Genomic DNA, 19,939 nt, shown 5'->3' on the forward strand with positions numbered 1-19,939 from the left:
CACCCGGGCCGCGGGCTGCGCCCGGACCGGCATTGCGGTGGTTGCTCGGGCCGGTGCTCACGCCATCGGGCACGTACCAGCTGCGGAACGCGGCCGGGTTGCCTTCGGGCAGGGCGCGGTTGCCCTTGTCCGGGCGCTGCTTGAACGGGCGCTGCGACTGCTTGGCCGCCGCTTCGCCGGTCACCGTCAGGCCACCCTTGAAGCCGCCGCCCTTGCCGCCGCGACCACGGCCGCGGTCTTCGCGCACGTTGTCGAAGCGACGCAGTTCGCGGCCTTCGTCGGCCTGGTTGTGGCCGTTGACGTACGCATTGCCACGGCCACCTTCGCGCGACACGCGCACGGTGGTCTTGGCGGCGCGGCGCTGGCCGATCACCGGCTGCAGGGTCAGCGCCGACGGCGCGCCTTCTTCCAGCTTCAGTTCGGCGCGCAGCTGCTCGACCTGCTTGGCGGTGAGTTCCTGCGACTGGCCACGCAGCAGTTCGCGCGGCAGGGTGATCCTGCCGTAGCGGGTGCGCTTCAGGCGGCTGACCTGGCAGCCCTGCGACTCCCACAGGCGACGCACTTCGCGGTTGCGGCCTTCCTTGACCACCACGCGGAACCAGTCGTGCGAATCGGTCCCGCCAATGCGTTCGATCTCGTCGAACTTGGCCGGGCCGTCTTCCAGCGCCACGCCACGGGCGAGGCGGTCGACGATGGCGTCGGGCACCTTCTCTTCGCCTTCCGGGGCGCGCACGCGCACCACGTATTCGCGCTCGACTTCGTAGGAGGGATGCATCATCGCGTTGGCCAGCTCACCGTCGGTGGTCGCCAGCAGCAGGCCGGTGGTGTTGATGTCCAGGCGGCCGATCGCGATCCAGCGTGCGCCCTTCAGGGCCGGCAGCGCTTCGAACACGGTGGGGCGACCTTCGGGATCTTCGCGCGTGGTCACTTCGCCTTCGGGCTTGTTGTACGCCAGCACGCGCGAGGTCTCGGTCAGCGCGGTGGCGACGAAGCCACGGCCGTCCAGCTCGACCTTGTCGCCGCTCTTGATCGACTGGCCGGTCTTGGCCACTTCGCCGTTGACCTTGACCAGGCCGTCGGCGATGCGCTGTTCCAGCGCGCGGCGCGAGCCGAGGCCGGCCTGGGCCAGCACCTTGTGCAGGCGCTCTTCGAGCTTGGGCTGGTCGGTGTCGGATTCGCGCTTCAGCGAAAGCTTGTTCAACGACAGCTTGCGGGGGGTGTCACTCATTTACTTGGCTCCGGCCGGCGACGTTTCGTCGGCCTCTGGTTCGGGATCGGCTTCGTCAACAGCCACGGTCGTCTTCGCGACGGCGTTGTTTTCGGTTTCGGGGTCGCCATCGCTGGCGGTTGCATCCGCATCGTCGTCGGCGGGCGACGCAGATGCATGGGATTGGGTTTCGCTATTGTCCTGCGCGGCGTCCTGTTCTGCCAACCGTGCCGACATCAGCGCGGCGCGCGCGGCAGCGCGGGTGGCGGCCGGGTCGGATTCCGGTGCCGGTTCGGATTCCGGTTCTGGTTCCGATTGTGGCTCGGCGTGGGGTTCGGCGTCGGCGTCCGGGCTGGCCGCGCCGGCGGCGATGCGACCGGCCGGCTGGCCGTCGTTGTCCAGCGGCAGCTGCGGCTCCAGTTCACCCAGGTCGCGCAGCTCCGACAGCGGTGGCAGTTCGTCCAGGCGCTTGAGCCCGAAGTAATCCAGGAAGCCCTTGGTGGTGCCGAACAGCGCCGGTTTGCCGGGCACGTCGCGGTGGCCGATCACGCGGATCCACTCGCGCTCTTCCAGCGCCTGGATGATGTTGCTGCTCACCGCCACGCCACGTACCTGTTCGATCTCGCCGCGGGTGATCGGCTGGCGGTAGGCGATCAGCGCCAAGGTTTCCAGCGTGGCACGGGTGTAGCGGGTCTTGCGCTCGGTCCACAGCCGGGTGATGAACCCGTGGACCTCGCTGGTGACCTGGAAGCGGAAGCCCGAGGCGACCTCGACCAGCTCCACGCCACGATCGGCGCAGCCTTCGCGCAGCAGTTCCAGCGCGCGTTCGATGCTGCCCGGCGGCGCCGGTTCCTCTTCCGGGAACAGGCCCTGCAGCTGGGCCAGGGTCAGCGGCTGGCTGGAGGCCAGCAGCGCCCCTTCGACAATACGGTTGATCAGCGGTTGATCCATGCGTGGGTCGGGTGCTCAGTCGGATTCGTTGGCGGCGTCGGCATCGTCGAACTCGCTGTTGAACTGCAGCGGTTCGTTGGTGTTGCCAGCGGCCAGGGACTTGACGTAGATCGGCGCCAGCGGCGCTTCCTGGACGATGTCCAGCAACTGTTCCTTGGCCAGTTCGAGCAGCGCCAGGAAGGTGACCAGCACCCCCAGCTTGCCTTCTTCGGCGGTGAACAGCGTTTCAAAGCGATAGAACCTGCCGTCTTCCAGACGGCCCAGCACGTCGCCCATGCGCTGGCGGACGCTCAAGGCCTCGCGTTTGATCGCGTGGCCGGTAAACAATTCGGCGCGCTTGAGCACGTCGTGCAGCGCCATCAGCATTTCCTTCAGGTCCACCGGCGGCGGCAGCTTGATCGCCGCACGGTCGGGCACGAAGGCATGGGCCAGGCTGGTGTCGCGGTCCTGGCGGGGCAGGGCGTCGATATCTTCGGCGGCCTGCTTGAAACGTTCGTATTCCTGCAGCCGGCGCACCAGTTCCGCGCGCGGGTCGCCTTCCTCGCCTTCGATGCTCGGCGGGCGCGGCAGCAGCATCCGCGACTTCACCTCGGCCAGGATCGCGGCCATCACCAGGTACTCGGCGGCCAGTTCGAAGCGCAGTTCCTGCATGACATTGATGTAGTCCACGTACTGCCGGGTGATTTCGGCGACGGGGATGTCCAGGATGTCCAGGTTCTGCCGGCGGATCAGGTACAGCAGCAGGTCAAGCGGACCTTCGAAAGCATCCAGGATGACTTCCAGCGCGTCCGGCGGGATGTACAGGTCCTGCGGGATCTGCAGGACCGGTTGACCATGCACCACGGCCAGCGGCATTTCCTGCTGCTGCGGGGCGGTCGGCCGGGTTTGCGGGTTCGCGTCGAGCGCGAGTTCGGAAGTCATCAATATTGACGTCGGTATTGCAACGGACCAGTTTGCTGCGCCGGACCCGACCGGGACGGCCCGGAAGGCAGGATCGCAAGCCATGACACGCCTGTGCCGGCGTGGTTCCACATTTCAAACAGCAGCAGGTTGCTCGACCGGCAGGCATCGACGATGGGTCGATACAGGCGCGGCAACGGAACTGCGGGAGGTCGTCTACGTGTACTGGTTTGGGGGCAGCGGATCCCGGAACGACGGGGTTGCTGCGTCCAGCCACGTGCAATACGGACAAGAGTACGGCTTCACAACGGCAGTGTCCAGCGAGGCGGGCTAGAATCGCGGGGTTGTTCAGCTGAACCCCTGGAGTTGCCCGTGTGGTATGTGATTGAAGGCTATGACGGTACCGATGTGCTGCCCGCCCGGCTGGCGGCCCGGCCGGCCCACCTGGCCCGACTGGAAGCCCTGCGTGATGCAGGCCGTCTGCTGCTGGCCGGCCCGTGCCCGGCCATCGACAGCGAAGACCCGGGCCCGGCAGGCTTCAGCGGCAGCGTGGTGATCGCCGAGTTCGACTCGCTGGAGCAGGCACAGGCCTGGGGCGCCGAGGATCCTTATGTGGACGCCGGCGTCTACACCCGGGTGCAGGTGCGCCCCTTCCGCAGGGTGCTGCCATGAGCCGGGTCGAGCAGATCCGCGCGGCCCTGCAGGCGGCGTTCGATCCGGAGCTGCTGGAGGTGGTGGACGACAGCCACCGCCATGCCGGCCACGAAGGCGCGCGCGATGGACGGGGGCATTTCAATGTCCGCGTGGTCAGCGCGGCCTTCGAGGGCAAGTTGCCGCTCGCGCGCCATCGTGCCGTCTATGCGGCCTTGGGCAGCCTGATGGAGACCGACATCCACGCGCTGTCCATCGATGCCCAAGCGCCGTCAAAAAAGGGCTGAAGCCCTTGTCCCGCCTTGTCCCGGCAAGTCCCGGGGCGACCTCTCCAGGACATTTCGAGGTTACCACCGTGCGACATTTGCCTAACGGACTGTTTACATCCGGGTTTGAAAACGCTTACATTCCGCGCCAAGCCCAGATCTCTAAGCCGTGGAGGGCGGCGAAGTGAACAAGGCAGCCATCACCATCAAGGATGTAGCCCGCGAAGCCCGCGTCAGCGTGGCAACGGTGTCGCGTGCGCTCAACGGGCATGAAAACGTCGCCGAGCCGGTGCGCAAGCTGGTGCTGGAGGTGGCCGCGCGCCTGCGCTATACCCCGCATGCGGCCGCCCGCAGCCTGAGCAGCCGGCGCACCAACACCATCGGTGTGGTGCTGCCCGACCTGTACGGCGAATTCTTCTCCGAACTGATGCGCGGCATCGACCAGGTGGCGCGTGCGCGCCGCCAGCACCTGCTGGTGTCCAGCTACCACGGCGACCAGGAGCAGCAGGGCGCGGCCCTGCGTGCCATGCGCGGCCGGGTCGACGGGCTGCTGGTGCTGTCGCCGTATGCCGAAAGCCCCGGCTTCCTGACCGATAACCTGCCGCAGTCGCTGCCCACGGTGCTGATCAACACCTATCTGCCCGAGCAGGACCACCCGGTACTCAGCATCGACGACCATGCCGGCGCGATGGCGATGACCCGCCACCTGCTCGATGGCGGGCACCGCCGCATTGCCTTCATTGCCGGCCCCGACCTGAACTTCGATGCGCGCGAACGCCTGCGCGGGTTCCGCGACGCGTTGGCCGCGTTCGGCAGCGCGGCGGAGGGCATCGAGCTGCCGGGCGACTTCGATGAGGCCTCCGGCCACCGCGCCGGGCAGGAGCTGCTGGCCGCCGGGGCACTGCCCGATGCGGTGTTCGCCGCCAACGACATGATGGCGCTGGGATGCCTGTATGCGTTCGCCCAGGCGGGCGTGCGGGTGCCGACGGATGTGGCGCTGGCCGGCTTCGATGACATTCCGCTGGCGCGTTTCGTTCACCCGTCGTTGACGACGATGCAGGTGAGTATCGCCGAATTGGGCGACAGGGCGGCCACGCGCCTGCTGCAGTTGATGGATGGCAACAACAGCGAGACGGAGGGCGACAAGCAGACGCTTGTACCTCGCCTGATCGTCCGTGATTCATGCGGTATCGGTTCCACGTCGTAGGCCACGACCGTTGGTCGTGGCACATCTGAAAACAAAAAAGACAGGCGGCCGCTATGACGGTCACCACCACCCGGAGATTTACATGACGTATTCCAAGAACAGCACCCGCATGCCGGCTCGCCGCCTGCTGACGAGTGCGCTGGTCAGCTGCCTGCTGCTCGGCGCCGCGCCGAGCGTGATGGCGCAGTCCGCCACCTCCTCGCTGCGTGGCCAGGTCGCCCAGGCCGAGGCCGGTACCGAAGTCACCGCCACCAACGTGGCCAGCGGCAGCGTGCGCCGCGCCATCACCCGTGCCGATGGCACCTATTCGCTGATGGGCCTGGATCCGGGCACCTATGACGTGGTCGCCAACGGCCAGACCCAGAAGGTCACCGTGACCGTGGCCTCGACCGCGACGCTGAACTTCAGCGGCGCCCCGGCCAATGGCAGCACCGCCAACGCGACCAACCTCGACACCGTCAACGTGGTCGCCCCGACCCTGCTGCAGGAAGTGCGTACGTCCGAAGTGGGCAAGACGGTCAGCCTGCAGCAGATCCAGACCACCCCGCAGGTGTCGCGCAACTTCCTGGAATTCGCCGACGCGGTGCCGGGCATGATCTTCACCCGTGATGCGAAGGGCAACACCTCGCTGCGCGGTGGTGCCACCAATGCCGACGGCACCAACGTCTACATCGACGGCGTGGGCCAGAAGAGCTACGTCAAGGGCGGCGGCGTCGCCGGCCAGTCCGGCAGCGCCGGCAACCCGTTCCCGCAGCTGGCGATCGGCGAATACAAGGTCATCAGCGGCAACTACAAGGCCGAGTACGGCCAGGTCTCCAGCGCGGCGGTGACCGCGGCGACCAAGTCCGGTACCAATGAATTCAAGGGTGAGGCGTTCTACCGCTACACCGACGAAGACATGCGCGCCAAGACCCCGGCCGAGCGCCAGGAAGGCAAGACCAAGGAAGTGTCGGCCGAGAAGGAATACGGCTTCGCCCTGGGCGGCCCGATCGTGCAGGACAAGGCGCACTTCTTCGTGACCTACGAAGCCAAGCGCTTCGACCTGCCGGTGACCATCGCCCCGGAAGGCTCGGTGACCAACCGCGTCGGCCTGCTCCCGGCCGATGCCGCCGCCCAGCTCGGCCCGGCCAGCCAGCCGTTCGAACAGGACCTGATCTTCGCCAAGATCGACGTCGAGCCGACCGACAACGACCGCATCGAGCTGACCTTCCAGGACCGCGACGAAACCCAGCAGCAGTTCAGTGGCCAGACCGCGCCGTCGCACGGCAAGGAAACCGAGAACACCGACCGTCGTTACGCGCTGCGCTGGAACCACAGCGGTGAGCGCTTCTACAACGAACTGATGCTCACCCACGAAGATTCGTTCAACAACCCGGTGCCGCTGACCATCGGCAACGGCTACGTGTACACCGCGCCGGACGGTACCGACGACCGAACCCTGGTGCAGATCGGCGGCGCCTCGGCGCTGGACTCGCAGGTGAAGGGCCAGAAGGGCTGGTCGATCGAAGACAACCTGACCCTGGACGGCATCCAGTGGGCCGGCGACCACACCATCAAGATGGGCGCCAAGTACAAGGAAATCGACCTGTACGCATCGGATGCGCAGGAGATCAACCCGCAGTTCACCTATACCCTGGGTGATGCGGACTTCCCGTCGGACATCCCGTACAAGGCGCAGTTCGTCAAGCCGGTCACCGGCGTGACCGGCGTCACCGGTGAAGTGCGTTCCAAGGTCAAGCAGATCGGCCTGTTCATCCAGGACGACTGGCAGGTCAACGACCACCTGCAGCTGAACCTGGGCCTGCGCTGGGATTACGAAAAGAACCCGAGCTACCTGGACTTCGTGACCCCGCCGGAAGTGGTGGCGGCGATCTACAGCCAGGATCCGCGCGGTCCGGCCGGCCAGACCTATGCCGACTCGCTGGCTGCCAGCGGCCTGAACATCAACGACTACATCAGCAACGGCCGCAACCGCAAGGCGTTCAAGAATGCCTGGCAGCCGCGCCTGGGCTTCTCGTATGACCTCAACGCCGACGAGCAGCACGTGATCCACGGTGGTGCCGGCCGTTCCTACGACCGCGACCTGTTCGACTACCTGCAGCTGGAAACCACCAAGCTGGCACTGCCGCAGCCGACTATTTACTTCCGCAACCCGGCCACGGGCGCCTGCCTCAATGGCCAGGCCGCGTGCTACGACTGGGATCCGAACCTGCTCAACGGCATCCAGAACCTGCAGGCCCTGGTCGGTTCGACCAGCAATGCCGGCCTGGAAGTGGACCTGCTCAACAACAACCTGAAGGCACCGTACGCCGACCAGTTCAGCCTGGGCATGTCCAACCAGATCGGCGACTGGCTGACCGACGCCACCGTCGCGCGCACGCTGACCTATGACGGCTTCGCCTTCACCCTGGGCAACCGTTACCCGACCGGCCAGTTCTTCGATGACCCGCGCCTGTGCGGTGGCACCTCGCCGGGCCTGAGCCAGGCGTGGAGCTGCAACATCCCGGGCTTCGGCAGCCTGATCATCGGCCAGCAGGGCATTAAGACCCGTGCCACCCAGGTGCTGCTGTCGGCGCAGAAGCCGTTCACCAAGGAAAGCGGCTGGGGCACCTCGATCGCCTACACCTGGACGACCGCGCGCCACAACCGTGACATCAACGAGCACTACGCGTTCGACCGTGGCCTGATCGAGGATTACCCGACCGTCCGTTCCAACGGTGCGCCGCGTCATCGCATCGTGCTGACTGGTTCGTATGCCGGCTTCTGGGACATCACCTTCGGCGGCAAGATCACCCTGGCCACCCCGACCGCGGTCAACGACTGGTACCCGGTGGCGCAGGCCAGCGGCTTCGACCTGCCGACCCCGGGCGCCGCGGTGCCGGACGGCAACGGTCGCTTCCTGCTTGGTGGCAAGATCTGGGGCTACCGCTCGGTCGACCTGCAGGCGACGAAGACGTTCAAGATGCCGGGCGAGACCGAGTTGTACGCGCGTATCGACATCATCAACGTGTTCAACTTCGACAACTTCTCCAACTACAACTACACCAAGTCCAACGGCAAGCTGCTGGCCAGCTACAACGAGACCGGCGACATCGTCGGTACGCCGCGCCAGGTGAAGGCGGAAGTGGGCTTCCGCTTCTGATGAGGGGAAGGTGGTGACACCCATGGCGTTTTGACACGCATGGCGTGTCACTACGCCGCAGGCCGGTCCCCCAGCCGTAGAGACACGCCATGCGTGTCCTCGCGGTCTGGGGAGAACCGGTTTTTTATGAATGCAGGCTGTAAACGATTTCACTCCACGCCCCGGTATGCTGGCGTGGAATTCGAAGATTCCGGAGGGTTGGCACGATGAAGGTACCCCGCGTAGTGGCACTGGCGGTAATGGCGGCAGCCGTGGTCGGCTGCAAGCCGCAGGCACAGGAACAGCCCGCCAAACCCAAGCCGCCGGTGATCCTGGTCGAAGCCGACGTTCCACCGCGCCCGATGAAACCGGAGTTGCCGCCGCTGTTCGACGACATCGAACGCCGCACCTTCCAGTTCTTCTGGGACACCACCAACGAAGTCAACGGGCTCAGCCCGGACCGTTATCCGTCGCGCCCGTTCGCCAGCATCGCCTCGGTGGGCTACGCGCTGACCGCCTATCCGATCGGCGTGGAAAACGGCTGGGTCAGCCGTACCCAGGCCGTGGACCGCACCCTGACCACGCTGAAGTTCTTCCGCGACCTGCCGATGGGCCCGCAGCGCACCGGCAAGGGCGGCTACAAAGGTTTCTACTACCATTTCCTGGACATGCAGCAGGGCCACCGCTATGACAGCTGGGTGGAACTGTCCAGCGTGGACACCGCCCTGCTGATGATGGGCGTGCTGTTCGCGCAGTCCTATTACACCGGCGACGATTCCCGCGAGAAGGAAATCCGCGCCATCGCCGACACCCTGTACAAGCGCGTCGACTGGCCGTGGCTGCAGCAGCGCGCCCCGCTGATCTCGATGGGCTGGTTCCCGGAAAGCGGCTTCATCGACCACGACTGGATGGGCTACAACGAAGCGATGATGGTCTACATCCTCGCGCTCGGCTCGCCCAGCCACCCGGTCAGCCCGGATGCGTGGACGGTGTGGACGCGCACCTACGACAACGACTGGGGCGTGTTCCAGGGCCAGGAATACCTGTCTTTCGGCCCGCTGTTCGGCCACCAGTACACCCACGTCTGGATCGACTTCCGCGACATCCAGGACGCGTACATGCGCGAACGCGGCAGCACCTATTTCCTCAACAGCCGCTCGGCCGCACTGGCCCAGCGCGAGTACGCCATCGCCAACCCGGCGCAGTGGAAGGAATACGGCGAGAACGTGTGGGGCCTGACCGCCAGCGATGGCCCGCAGAACACCACCCAGGAATTCCGCGGCGAGCAGCGCCAGTTCCGCCATTACTCCTCGCGCGGCGCCGGCCTGCGGGAGAACTTCGACGATGGCACCATCGCCCCCACCGCGGCGATCTCCTCGGTGGTGTTCGCCCCGGAAGAGGTGATCCCGGCCACGCTGGAAATGCACAAGCGTTACGGCGACTACCTGTATTCCAGCTACGGCTTCCTGGATTCGTTCAACCCCAGCTTCAACTTCGACATTCCGCTCAAGACCGGGCGCATCGTGCCGGATCGCGGCTGGGTGGCCAGCGACTACATCGGCATCGACCAGGGCCCGATCCTGACCATGATCGCCAACTACCGCAACGACTTCGTCTGGAACACGATGAAGACCAACCCGCACATCCGCCGTGGCCTGGAGCGTGCCGGTTTCAGCGGCGGCTGGCTGACCCCGGAAGGCGAGGACCAGCCGATGGAACTGCAGAAGGACGAGAAGGCCGCTGCGGCCCGTTCGATGGGCATCGCCGAATCCCGCGCCGCCGCTGCGCAGGAACAGAAGAACAATTCCAACACCAACCGCAACCAGCCCCAGGGGAAGTAAGCAGTGTCCTTGTCGTCGCGCCCCAAGCTGTGGGTGAGTGTTCTGCTGCTGGTCATCGGCAGCCTGTTGTTGAGTGCCTGCCGCCGGGAACCGGAAGGGGTGACCGTGCGGTTCTGGGCGATGGGTCGCGAAGCCGAAGTGGTCGCCGAGCTGATCCGCGAATTCGAAGCGGAAAACCCCGGCATCCACGTCGACGTGCAGAACATCCCGTGGACCGCCGCGCATGAAAAGCTGCTCACCGCGTTCGCCGCCGATGGGCTGCCGGACGTGTTCCAGCTGGGCAATACCTGGATCCCGGAGTTCGCCGAGCTCGACACGCTGACTCCGCTGGCGCCGTTCGTGGCCCGGTCGAAGGTGGTGGACCCGGCCGATTACTTCCAGGGCATCTGGGACACCAATGTCATCCATGACCAGCTGGTCGGCATTCCGTGGTACGTGGACACGCGCCTGCTGTACTACCGCAAGGACCTGCTGGCGCAGGCCGGCTTCGACCACCCGCCGCGCACCTGGGCGGAGTGGAACACCATGATGGCGGCGATCAAGAAGATGCAGGGTGCCGACCGCTACGCGATCCTGATGCCGATCAACGAGTTCGAACAGCAGCTGTCGTTCGCCCTGCAGCAGCCGGACCCGCTGCTGCGCGACCACGACACCCGTGGCAACTTCCGCAGCCCGGGGTTCCGCCGCACGCTGGCGTTCTACGAAAACATGTTCGCCCAGGGCTGGGCGCCGCGCATGTCCGAAACCCAGATCTCCAACGTGTGGGACGAGTTCTTCCGCGGCTTCAACGTGTTCTACCTGTCCGGCCCCTGGAACATCCGCGAGTTCAAGAAGCTGCAGCCCAAAGAACTGGAAGGCAAGTGGGGCACCGCCGCGCTGCCCGGCCCGGACGGCCCGGGCGCAGGCATCGCCGGTGGCACCAGCCTGGTGATCTCGCGCAGCTCGCAGCAGAAGGAAGCGTCGTGGAAGCTGATCGAGTTCCTGTCGCGCCCGGCCATCCAGGAACGCTTCCATTCCATCATCGGCGACCTGCCGCCGCGACGCAGCACCTGGGAATTCGCCTCGCTGGCCAATGACCCGCTGGCGCAGCCGTTCCGCGACCAGCTCGAGCGGGTGCGCCCGACCCCGAAGGTGCTGGAGTGGGAACGTATCGTGCAGGAAATGCGCATCGTCACCGAACAGGTGGTACGCGGTGGGCTGGATCAGGATGTAGCCGTGAATCGACTGGATGACCGTGTGGACAAGGTATTGGCCAAGCGCCGCTGGATGCATGAACAGCGCACGCAGGCCGACGCGGCTGCCGCGCCGGCCGCGGAGGTGAGCCCATGAAGCAGCGTTCGCTCGCCGGCTGGATCTTCGCCGGCCCGTCCCTGCTGGTCATCGGCGTGTTCTTCGGCCTGCCGGTGTTTTCCGCACTGGCGCTCAGCATCACCGACTTCGACCTGTACGCACTGGCCGACGGCGGCAACCTGCGCTTCGTCGGGCTGGGCAACTATATCGACCTGCTGCAGACCCCGATGTTCTGGAAGTCGCTGTGGAACACCACGTATTTCGTGATCGTGGGCGTGCCGATGTCGATCGGCGTGTCGCTGGGCGCGGCCATGCTGCTCAATGCCCCGGCCGCGCGCTTCAAGGCGCTGTTCCGCACCGCGCTGTTCGCCCCGGTGGTGACCACGCTGGTGGCGGTGGCGGTGATCTGGCGCTACCTGTTCCATACCAGCTACGGGCTGGTGAACTACGGCCTTGGCCATCTGGGGATCAGCCCGATCGACTGGCTGGGCGACCCGAACTGGGCCATGCCCACCATCATGCTGTTCGCGGTGTGGAAGAACTTCGGCTACAACATGGTGATCTTCCTGGCCGGCCTGCAGGCGATCCCGCATGACCTGTACGAGGCCGCGCGCATCGATGGCGCCTCGCGCTGGAAGCAGTTCCTGCACATCACCCTGCCGATGCTCGGCCCGGTGCTGCTGGTGGTGGGCGTGATCACCGTGTCCGGCTACTTCCAGCTGTTCGCCGAACCCTACGTGATGACCCGCGGCGACCCGCTGCAGAGCACCGTGAGCGTGCTGTACTTCATGTTCGAGGAAGGCTTCAAGTGGTGGAACCTGGGCCGTGCGTCGGCCGTGGCGTTCCTGCTGTTCCTGATCATCCTGGCGGTAACCAGCCTGATGCTGCGTTTCGGCCGCAAGAGGCAGTTGGTATGACTCGTGAGATCGGCCAGTCGCGCTGGCATGCGTGGTGGGTGAACGGTGGGCTGCTGGTGCTGGCGGCGGTCAGCCTGGCGCCGCTGCTGTGGATGCTGTCGGTGTCGTTCATGCCGACCGGTGAAGCGGCGCACTTCCCGCCGCCGCTGCTGCCCTCGGAGGTGACCACCGCCAACTACCACGAGCTGTTCGCCCGCACCGGCATGGGCAACAACTTCATCAACAGCCTGTTCGTGTCGCTGGCGATCACGCTGGGTTCGCTGCTGCTCAACACCATGGCCGGCTATGCGTTCGCCAAGCTGCGCTTCGTCGGCCGCGAGCGCATCTTCCAGGTGCTGCTGGCGGCGCTGGTGATCCCGGCGCAGGTGGCCATGCTGCCGTTGTTCCTGCTGATGAAGCAGCTCGGGCTGGTCAACAGCTTCGGCGGGGTGATCGTGCCCGCGCTGGCCAGCGTGTTCGGCATCTTCCTGGTGCGCCAGTACGCGCGCTCGATTCCCGATGAGCTGCTGGAAGCGGCGCGGATCGACGGGGCAGGGGAGCTGCGGATCTTCTTCCAGATCGTGCTGCCGATGCTCAAGCCGGTGCTGGTGACGCTGTCGATCTTCACCTTCATGGGCGCCTGGAACGATTTCATGTGGCCGTTGATCGTGCTGACCGACCAGGAGCACTACACTCTGCCGGTTGCCTTGGCCACGCTGTCGCGCGAACACATCATGGACGTTGAAATGATGATGGCCGGCGCGGTGGTCACGGTGGTTCCGGTGCTGGCACTGTTCCTGGTGCTGCAGCGCTATTACATCCAAGGTCTGCTGCTGGGGAGTGTCAAAGGGTGAAGCGTGCCGTCGTCGCGGGAGTTCTGGGTCTGGGTGTGGTGTGGTCGATGGCGGCGCCTGCCGCGCCCCCGGCAGTGCCGGCGGCGCCCAAGGTCCTGGACACCTTCGACGACATGGCGCCCTGGAAGCTGGTGGTGTCCGACCAGGTCAGCGGCTCGCTGCGCAGCGTGGCCGGTGCCAACGGCGGGCGCGCGCTGTGCGTGGACTACGACTTCCACGAAGTCTCCGGCTACGTGGCGATCCGCCGCGAACTGCCCATCACCTGGCCGGACAACTACCAGGTGGGCTTCCAGCTGCGCGGCGATTCTCCCGGCAACGACCTGCAGTTCAAGCTGATCGATGCCAGCGGCGACAACGTGTGGTGGGTCAACCGCCCCGGTTACGCGTTCCCCAAGACCTGGACGCCGGTGCAGTACCGCCAGCGCCAGATCGACAAGGCTTGGGGCCCGGACCCGGACAAGACCCTGCGCAGGAGCGCGGCGGTGGAATTCACGATCTACAGCAAGGTCGGCGGGCGCGGCACGGTCTGCTTCGACCGGCTGACCCTGCAGGCGCTGCCGCCGACCGACACCTCGGCGCTGGCGCCGTCGGTGATCGCCGACACCGCCACCGCGCTGCAGAGCCGCATTGCCGACGGCAAGTCCGACACCGTGTGGATCAGCGGCGGGGTGCCGGAGCAGACCATCAGCCTGGACCTGCACAAGGTGCGTGAGTTCGGTGGCGCGGTCATCCAGTGGCTGCCGGGGCTGGAAGCAACCCGCTACGTGGTGCGCTCGTCGGTGGACGGCCGCGACTGGCGGATCCTGCGCGAGATCACCGCCGGCGGTGGCGGCGACCGCGACTGGCTGGCGTTGCCCGACACCGAGGCGCGCTACCTGCGCTTCGACCTGGCGCACGGCAGCAGCTGGCGCTACGGCATCCGTGACATCTCGATCAAGCCGCTGGATTTTGCCGCCACCCCGAACGACTTCGTCGCATCGGTCGGCGCCGACCTGACCCGGGGCTTCGTGCCGCGCGGCTTCAGTGGCGAGCAGCCGTACTGGACCCTGCTCGGCCTGGACGGCGGCAAGGAACAGGCGCTGATCGGCGAGGACGGCGCGCTGGAGGTGAAGAAGGCCAGCTTCAGCGTCGAGCCGTTCGTGCTGGTGGACAAGAAGGTACTGAGCTGGGCCGACGTCGAAACGAAGCAGTCCCTGCAGGACGATTACCTGCCGATCGCCAGCGTCGACTGGACCCACCCGCAGGCAGCGCTGAAGGTCACCGGCTTCGTCCAGGGCCGCCCGGACCAGGCGCAGCTGGTTGGCCGCTATGCGCTGCACAACCCCGACAAGGTCGCCCACGACTACACCCTGGCCCTGGCCGTACGACCCTGGCAGGTCAATCCGCCGCGCCAGTTCCTCAACACCGTGGGCGGGGTGAGCCGGATCGACACCCTGGATATCGAGCCCGGGCAGGTCGAGGTCAACGGCGCGCCGCGTGTGTATCCGGTGCAGGCCCCTGACGCTGCCTTTGCCAGTCCGTTCGATGGCAAGCTGGAGGTCGCCCACCTGGCCAGCGGCAACCTGCCGACCGCCACCGAGGTGCGCGACCCGACCGGGCTCGCATCCGGCGCGCTGCTGTACCGCTGGCGGCTGGAGCCGGGACAGACCCGCGAGGTGGCCCTCGTGCTGCCGCAGACCGGCGCCTGGGCCACGCCGAAGGATTTCGACGCCAGCAAGGCGCAGCAGCAGGTAGCCTCGATGTGGCGCACCAAGCTGGACCAGGTGTCGCTGCAGGTGCCGGCAGCAGGCAAGCCGTTGGCCGACACCCTGCGCACCGCACTGGCGCACATGCTGATCTCGCGGATCGGGCCGAGCCTGCAGCCGGGCACGCGCTCGTATTCGCGCAGCTGGATCCGCGATGGCGCGATGATTTCCGAAGGACTGCTGCGCATGGGCCGCAGCGATGCGGTGCGCGAGTACGTCAACTGGTATGCGCCGTACCAGTTCGACAACGGCAAGGTGCCGTGCTGCGTCGACCCGCGCGGCGCCGACCCGGTGCCGGAAAACGACAGCCATGGCGAGCTGATCTTCAACATCGCCGAGTACTGGCGCTACACCGGCGACAGCACCTTCCTGGAACTGATGTGGCCGCACGTACAGGGCGCGTACCAGTACATGGAACAGCTGCGCCTGAGCGAGCGCACTGAAGAGAACCGCGCACGCAACCCGGCGTTCTACGGGATGATGCCGGTGTCGATCAGCCACGAGGGCTATTCGGCCAAGCCGATGCATTCGTACTGGGACAACTTCTGGGCGCTGCGCGGCTACAAGGACGCCGCGGTTATCGCCAGCACGCTGGGCAAGGTCGAGGCGGTGCAGATCGCCGAGTCGCGCGACCAGTTCCGTGACGACCTGCAGTCCTCGCTGCTGGCGGCCACCGCGCTGCACAAGATCGATTTCCTGCCCGGTTCGGCCGAGCTGGGCGATTTCGACGCCACCTCCACCACCATCGCGCTGGCCCCGGGCGGCGAGCAGGGACGGCTGCCGCAGCCTTACCTGGACAACACCTTCGAGCGCTACTGGAAGCAGTTCGAGGAGCGCCGCGACGGCAAGCGCGAGTGGAAGGATTACACCCCGTACGAGTGGCGCAACGTGGCCGCCTTCGTGCGCCTGGGCTGGCGCGACCGTGCCTGGCAGGCGACCGAATTCTTCTTCCGGGACCGTGCGCCGCAGGCTTGGAACCAGTGGGCCGAAGTGGTCTCGCATACGCCGCGCAAGCCGTTCTTCGTGGGCGACCTGCCGCATGCGTGGGTCGCCTCTGACTTCGTGCGTTCGGCGCTGGACATGTTCGCCTACAGCCGCGACGTGGATGACAGCCTGGTGCTGGCCGCGGGCGTGCCTAGCCGTTGGCTGGAAGGCGCCGGCGTAGGGGTGAAGGGACTGCGCACGCCGAACGGCCAGCTCAGCTACACCCTGAGCCGCAGCGACCGGCAGCTCACGCTGCAGGTGGCGCCGGGGCTGGCCCTGCCACAGGGCGGCCTGGTCCTGCCGTGGCCGTACAGCGGTGACCCGGGTGCCACCACCATCAGCGGCGAGCCGGCGCAGTGGCTCAACGGCGAGCTGCGGATCACCCAGGTGCCGGCACGGGTCGAGATCGAGATCCCGGCTTCGGTGCGCCGCGCCGAACGCAAGGCGCAGTGACCGTGGGGTTGGCACGCGTGGCCCGCCTGGGCCTGCTGCTGGCGTGTGCGCTGGCGCTGCTGCCGGCGCACGCGGCCGCGCCGGTGGAGCAGGGCATGAGCATGGTGACCTTCAACCTGCACCATGACCGCGACGACTGGCCGCAGCGGCGCCAGGTGATCCTGCGCGAGCTGGCGGCGCTGCAGCCCGACGCGATCGCGCTGCAGGAAGTGATCCAGAAGCCGCATGTGCGCAACCAGGCGGCGTGGCTGGCGCGCCGGCTGGGCTACGACTACCAGTTCGTGTCCACCGATCCGCCGGGGCGCTTGAAACGCTACGGCAATGCATTGCTCACCCGCCGTCCGGTGCTGGCGCGCGGCGAGCATTTGCTGGCGCCGCGGACCGATTACCGCACGGTGGCGCACCTGCGTATCGACGTCGATGGGCAGCCGGTGAACGTGTATGCCACCCACCTCAACGAGCGCGCGGATGACAATGGCCGTCGCATCCGCAGCGAGCAGGTGGCCGACCTGCTGGCGTTCATCGCCGCCACCGCCGGCGACGCGCCGGTGGTGATCGCCGGCGATTTCAACGCGCTGGTGGATGCAGGCGACCTCAGCCCGCTGCGCCAGCGCTATGGCGACAGCTTTGGCAGCGTCCATGTGAACAACGATCTTGCGCAGGCCAGTACGTTGAATCGGAATTATTTCGACGCGCCCTCGCGCATCGACCACATCTTCTTCCAGCAGGACAAGCTGCTGGCCCGCGAAGCGCGGCTGCTGTTCGACCAGCCGTATGCGGAAGGGCGGTGGGCGTCGGATCACTATGGCGTGTGGACGCGGTTGCAGTTCGCGCCGTAGGCAGGGTCTTGCTCCATCGAGGAGGACGGTCAATACCGCGGCCAGACTTTGGGCTTTCTTATTTCGATGAAGCTCCTGTAGTGGTCGTCCGTCGTATAGATGTCCTGGGGACCGTGCCGTCCCAGGCCACCCAGAATCAGGCGACGTGGGGATTCGCGTTTAACGAATTTGAAGTCATCTACCGTGTACTCGCGATAGTGGCCATCACGCTTGATGGGGAGCTTGCCCTCGCCGTTATGGAAAATGGACCCGTCCTTGTCACTGTATTTGAATTTGTTGGAATTGCCGTGCACGGCGTAGAGAAGCATCCGACGCTCATCTCTGGGCAGGTCTTCGAACGCCATGCTTGGCAACGGCTTCCCGTCGTGGGTGGGGGTGGGACGGGGGGGCTTGGGAGCGGGCTTGGGTTGTTTGGGCGTTTTGCCCCGGAAGCGCAGCGTGGGTGCCTCCAGCGTCATGGTGGAGGTGGAGCTCGTCGTGTACGAATGGACCGAGTACGTAACCAGCGGCATCGCTTCCTCCGGGGTGGGCGCTGATCGTAGGGCCCTGCGCAGTCCTTTGACGGCCTTCGCGCCTGCCTTTGCGATCGCCGGAAGCGCGGCGACCACGCCGACGGCCGTGATGCCCAGCCCGACCCAGCCGAGGATGTTGGCCGCGGTTTGATCGCCGACCCCTTCCGCAATGATGCCGCCGACCTCGACCGCCGCGCCTATTCCACTCATGGCGACGCCAGCCACGGCAGAGGCGGTCAGCGCTGCGCTTCCGGCAATCAACGGAACGGCAAGCGCACCCAGGCTCACGACAGCTGCCACTGCGCCGATACCTGCGACAATCCACTTCCAGAAATGGCCGGTGGGATCGCTGCGGTTGATGGGGTCGCCCGCGCAGTAGGCGTACGCATTGATACCGCCTGCGTCGAACGGACTCAACGCATCCGGGGCCAGGAAGCAGTGCAGGACCGGGCTGTAAGGCCGATGATGGCCCGATCCGGGCAGGTAGCACCCACTGGCGTCATCGAACATTTCGCCATTGAAGGCCGGGCGGGGTTCCTGTCCGGTCAAGGGCGGGGATTCGTCTGCGGATGATGCATGGCCGTACGGTGTGTAGCATCGGGTACGGTGCTCCTTATCGACCTCAGCCAGGACGGAGCCGGCCATGTCCGTGCCCAGGACCGTTGTTGCGGGTGTCGCGCCGCGGCGCAGCGTGGCGACCAGACGGTCCGCGCAATACGCCCAGGTCAGCTCCCTGCTGCCTTCAGCAGCGTTGACCAGGACGGCGCCGTCGAAGTAACGCCACTGCTGGGCGTCGGGGGTGCCGACGCAGGCCAACACATTGTCGGCGTCGTAGCGGTAGTGGAAAACAGGCGGGATCGGTGAAGCCGGCACTGTAGCCATGGCACGTCCTCAGCATGCGCCCCCGCACGCGGGAACATGCGCCTGTGTGCGTTAAACGCGTGTCGAATCGCGATGCCCAGATGCAGACAGCGGCCCGGAGGCCGCTGTCTGCGTCTTGCATGGCAGCCACGCAGGGCGTGGCTCTACGGCGCGTGGGTCAGGGCTTGTCGGCCTTGTCCTGCTCTTCCTTGGCAGCGGCTTCGGCCGGGGCGAGTTCATCGGTGGGGATGTCTTCGCGGGCTTCGGCGTGTGCGGCCTGGGCGGCGGCATCAGTCGCGGCGGCATCGCTGTGGGCGCTGCCGAACAGCTGGCCGTTCTGCACCGCCGGTGCCGGATCAACCGACTCGGCACGTGCCACCGGTGCCGGGGTCGCCGGTGCCGGTGCCGCCGGTACGGCGTCCACTGCGTCCAGCATGCGGGTCTGCACCGGGCGGCCGACTTCGGTCGGGCCCTTGTGTTCGACCGCTCCCGCGCTGCTGGCGGCATCTGCCGGCTGCGGCGTCTGCACTGCGGCCGGCGCGGTCGGCGCCGGGGTGGCAGCCGGAGCATGAGCCGCCTTCGGCGCTTCGGCGGCGACCGGGGCCTGGACGGCCTTCGGTGCTTCCGTCACCACCGGGGCTGCCACGGGCTTCGGCGCTTCCGTCACGACGGGGGCTTCGACCGCCTTCGCGGTTTCCGTGACGCGCGGGGCTTCAACTGCCTTCGGCGCCTCGGCCACGACCGGGGCTTCCACCGGCTTCGGGGCTTCGGTTGCCTTCGGGGCTTCGACGGCCTTCGCGGCCTCGGTCACTACCGGGGCCTCCACGGCCTTCGGTGCTTCCGCAGCCGCGGTTTCCACTGCCGGTGCCTTGGCGACCGGGGCGGCCGCCGGCATCGGCGACTCCACGAACGGCACGCGGTCGGTGTAGGACGCGGTGGGCGCGGCAGCCGGCTCGGCAGCCGGGGCCTTCGGCGCCGGTTCGGCGTGATCGGCCTTCAGCACCGGGCTGCTGACCACCGCTACCGGCGCGGCGGCGGCTACGGCAGCGACCGGGGCCGGGCGCGGGGCCTGCACCGGGGCAGCCGGGGCAACCGGCGCAGCACCATCGTCATCGAAGTCGAACTCGGGGTTCGATTCGGTGCTGCGTGCGGCCGTGCGGGCGGCCTGGGCGGTGGTGTCGCCGTCCTGGTCACCGTCCTGATCGTCGCTGTCGGCGTCGTCGTCCAGACCGGCGTCGTCATGCAGCCCATCACTGCCTGCAGCCTGCTCACCATTACCACGACGACGACGACGACCGCCACGACGGCCGCGACGACGGCGCGACGCGCCTTCGCCGGTGGCATCGTCGGCAGTGCCCGGC

At 66.8% G+C, this 19,939-nt stretch carries 13 protein-coding genes and 2 pseudogenes; 10 read left to right on the top strand and 5 right to left on the bottom strand.

All coding sequences use genetic code 11. The features are described from left to right. The 3 genes and pseudogenes from RWO33_RS12290 to RWO33_RS12300 form a co-directional block, all read right to left on the bottom strand. Window positions 1–1,228: pseudouridine synthase (locus RWO33_RS12290; protein WP_314105073.1), on the bottom strand; the 1,228-nt coding region annotated here is incomplete at its 3' end. Then, a pseudogene (gene scpB / locus RWO33_RS12295) lies at window positions 1,221–2,158 on the bottom strand (SMC-Scp complex subunit ScpB). The gene RWO33_RS12290 and the pseudogene scpB, both read right to left, overlap by 8 nt. Window positions 2,159–2,173: 15 nt before the next feature. Further along, window positions 2,174–3,079: a ScpA family protein gene (locus RWO33_RS12300; RefSeq protein ID WP_145480177.1), complete on the bottom strand. Its 906-nt coding sequence runs from the start codon at window positions 3,077–3,079 to the stop codon at window positions 2,174–2,176. Between the two features lie 351 nt (window positions 3,080–3,430). On the opposite strand from RWO33_RS12300, the gene RWO33_RS12305 reads away from it, so the two are divergent. From RWO33_RS12305 to RWO33_RS12350, 10 genes are all read left to right on the top strand, one after another. Continuing rightward, entirely contained in the window at window positions 3,431–3,730 is a 300-nt protein-coding gene (locus RWO33_RS12305; RefSeq protein ID WP_314105074.1) for a YciI family protein, read from the top strand. Further along, the gene (locus RWO33_RS12310; RefSeq protein ID WP_314105075.1) at window positions 3,727–3,996 is read left to right on the top strand and encodes a BolA family protein; all 270 of its coding nucleotides are present in this window, start codon (window positions 3,727–3,729) and stop codon (window positions 3,994–3,996) included. The genes RWO33_RS12305 and RWO33_RS12310 overlap by 4 nt, the downstream gene beginning before the upstream one ends. Before the next feature lie 148 nt (window positions 3,997–4,144). Then, window positions 4,145–5,182 (top strand): LacI family DNA-binding transcriptional regulator, encoded by a 1,038-nt coding sequence (locus RWO33_RS12315; protein WP_145480183.1) that lies wholly within the window; start codon window positions 4,145–4,147, stop codon window positions 5,180–5,182. 82 nt (window positions 5,183–5,264) lie between these two features. Continuing rightward, on the top strand, window positions 5,265–8,324 hold the full coding sequence (locus RWO33_RS12320; protein WP_314105076.1) for a TonB-dependent receptor: 3,060 nt from the start codon (window positions 5,265–5,267) through the stop codon (window positions 8,322–8,324). A gap of 239 nt (window positions 8,325–8,563) precedes the next feature. Continuing rightward, window positions 8,564–10,144: a glucoamylase family protein gene (locus RWO33_RS12325; protein WP_260844179.1), complete on the top strand. Its 1,581-nt coding sequence runs from the start codon at window positions 8,564–8,566 to the stop codon at window positions 10,142–10,144. A gap of 3 nt (window positions 10,145–10,147) precedes the next feature. Then, window positions 10,148–11,473, top strand: coding sequence for a sugar ABC transporter substrate-binding protein (locus RWO33_RS12330; protein WP_314105077.1), 1,326 nt, complete (start codon window positions 10,148–10,150; stop codon window positions 11,471–11,473). Continuing rightward, window positions 11,470–12,351: a sugar ABC transporter permease gene (locus RWO33_RS12335; protein ID WP_070209663.1), complete on the top strand. Its 882-nt coding sequence runs from the start codon at window positions 11,470–11,472 to the stop codon at window positions 12,349–12,351. Before RWO33_RS12330 ends, RWO33_RS12335 begins: the two co-directional genes overlap by 4 nt. Then, complete coding sequence (locus RWO33_RS12340; protein ID WP_314105078.1) at window positions 12,348–13,184, top strand: carbohydrate ABC transporter permease; 837 nt, start codon at window positions 12,348–12,350, stop codon at window positions 13,182–13,184. The genes RWO33_RS12335 and RWO33_RS12340 overlap by 4 nt, the downstream gene beginning before the upstream one ends. 47 nt (window positions 13,185–13,231) lie before the next feature. Then, complete coding sequence (locus RWO33_RS12345; protein ID WP_314105080.1) at window positions 13,232–16,366, top strand: discoidin domain-containing protein; 3,135 nt, start codon at window positions 13,232–13,234, stop codon at window positions 16,364–16,366. A 32-nt stretch (window positions 16,367–16,398) separates the two neighbouring features. Further along, a complete protein-coding gene (locus RWO33_RS12350) occupies window positions 16,399–17,205 on the top strand; it encodes an endonuclease/exonuclease/phosphatase family protein (RefSeq protein WP_314105081.1) in 807 nt (268 codons plus the stop codon). Window positions 17,206–17,234: 29 nt separating this feature from the next. Here the strand turns inward: RWO33_RS12350 and RWO33_RS12355 are convergent, their stop codons facing one another. Together RWO33_RS12355 and RWO33_RS12360 are read right to left on the bottom strand one after the other, a co-directional pair. Continuing rightward, window positions 17,235–18,599, bottom strand: a complete 1,365-nt coding sequence (locus tag RWO33_RS12355; protein WP_314105079.1) for a ribonuclease domain-containing protein — start codon at window positions 18,597–18,599, stop codon at window positions 17,235–17,237. A gap of 157 nt (window positions 18,600–18,756) precedes the next feature. Next, window positions 18,757–19,939, bottom strand: a pseudogene (locus RWO33_RS12360) (hypothetical protein); the annotation flags it as partial.

This window comes from uncultured Stenotrophomonas sp., from assembly GCF_963519925.1.
Classification (GTDB): Bacteria; Pseudomonadota; Gammaproteobacteria; order Xanthomonadales; family Xanthomonadaceae; genus Stenotrophomonas; species Stenotrophomonas maltophilia_AE.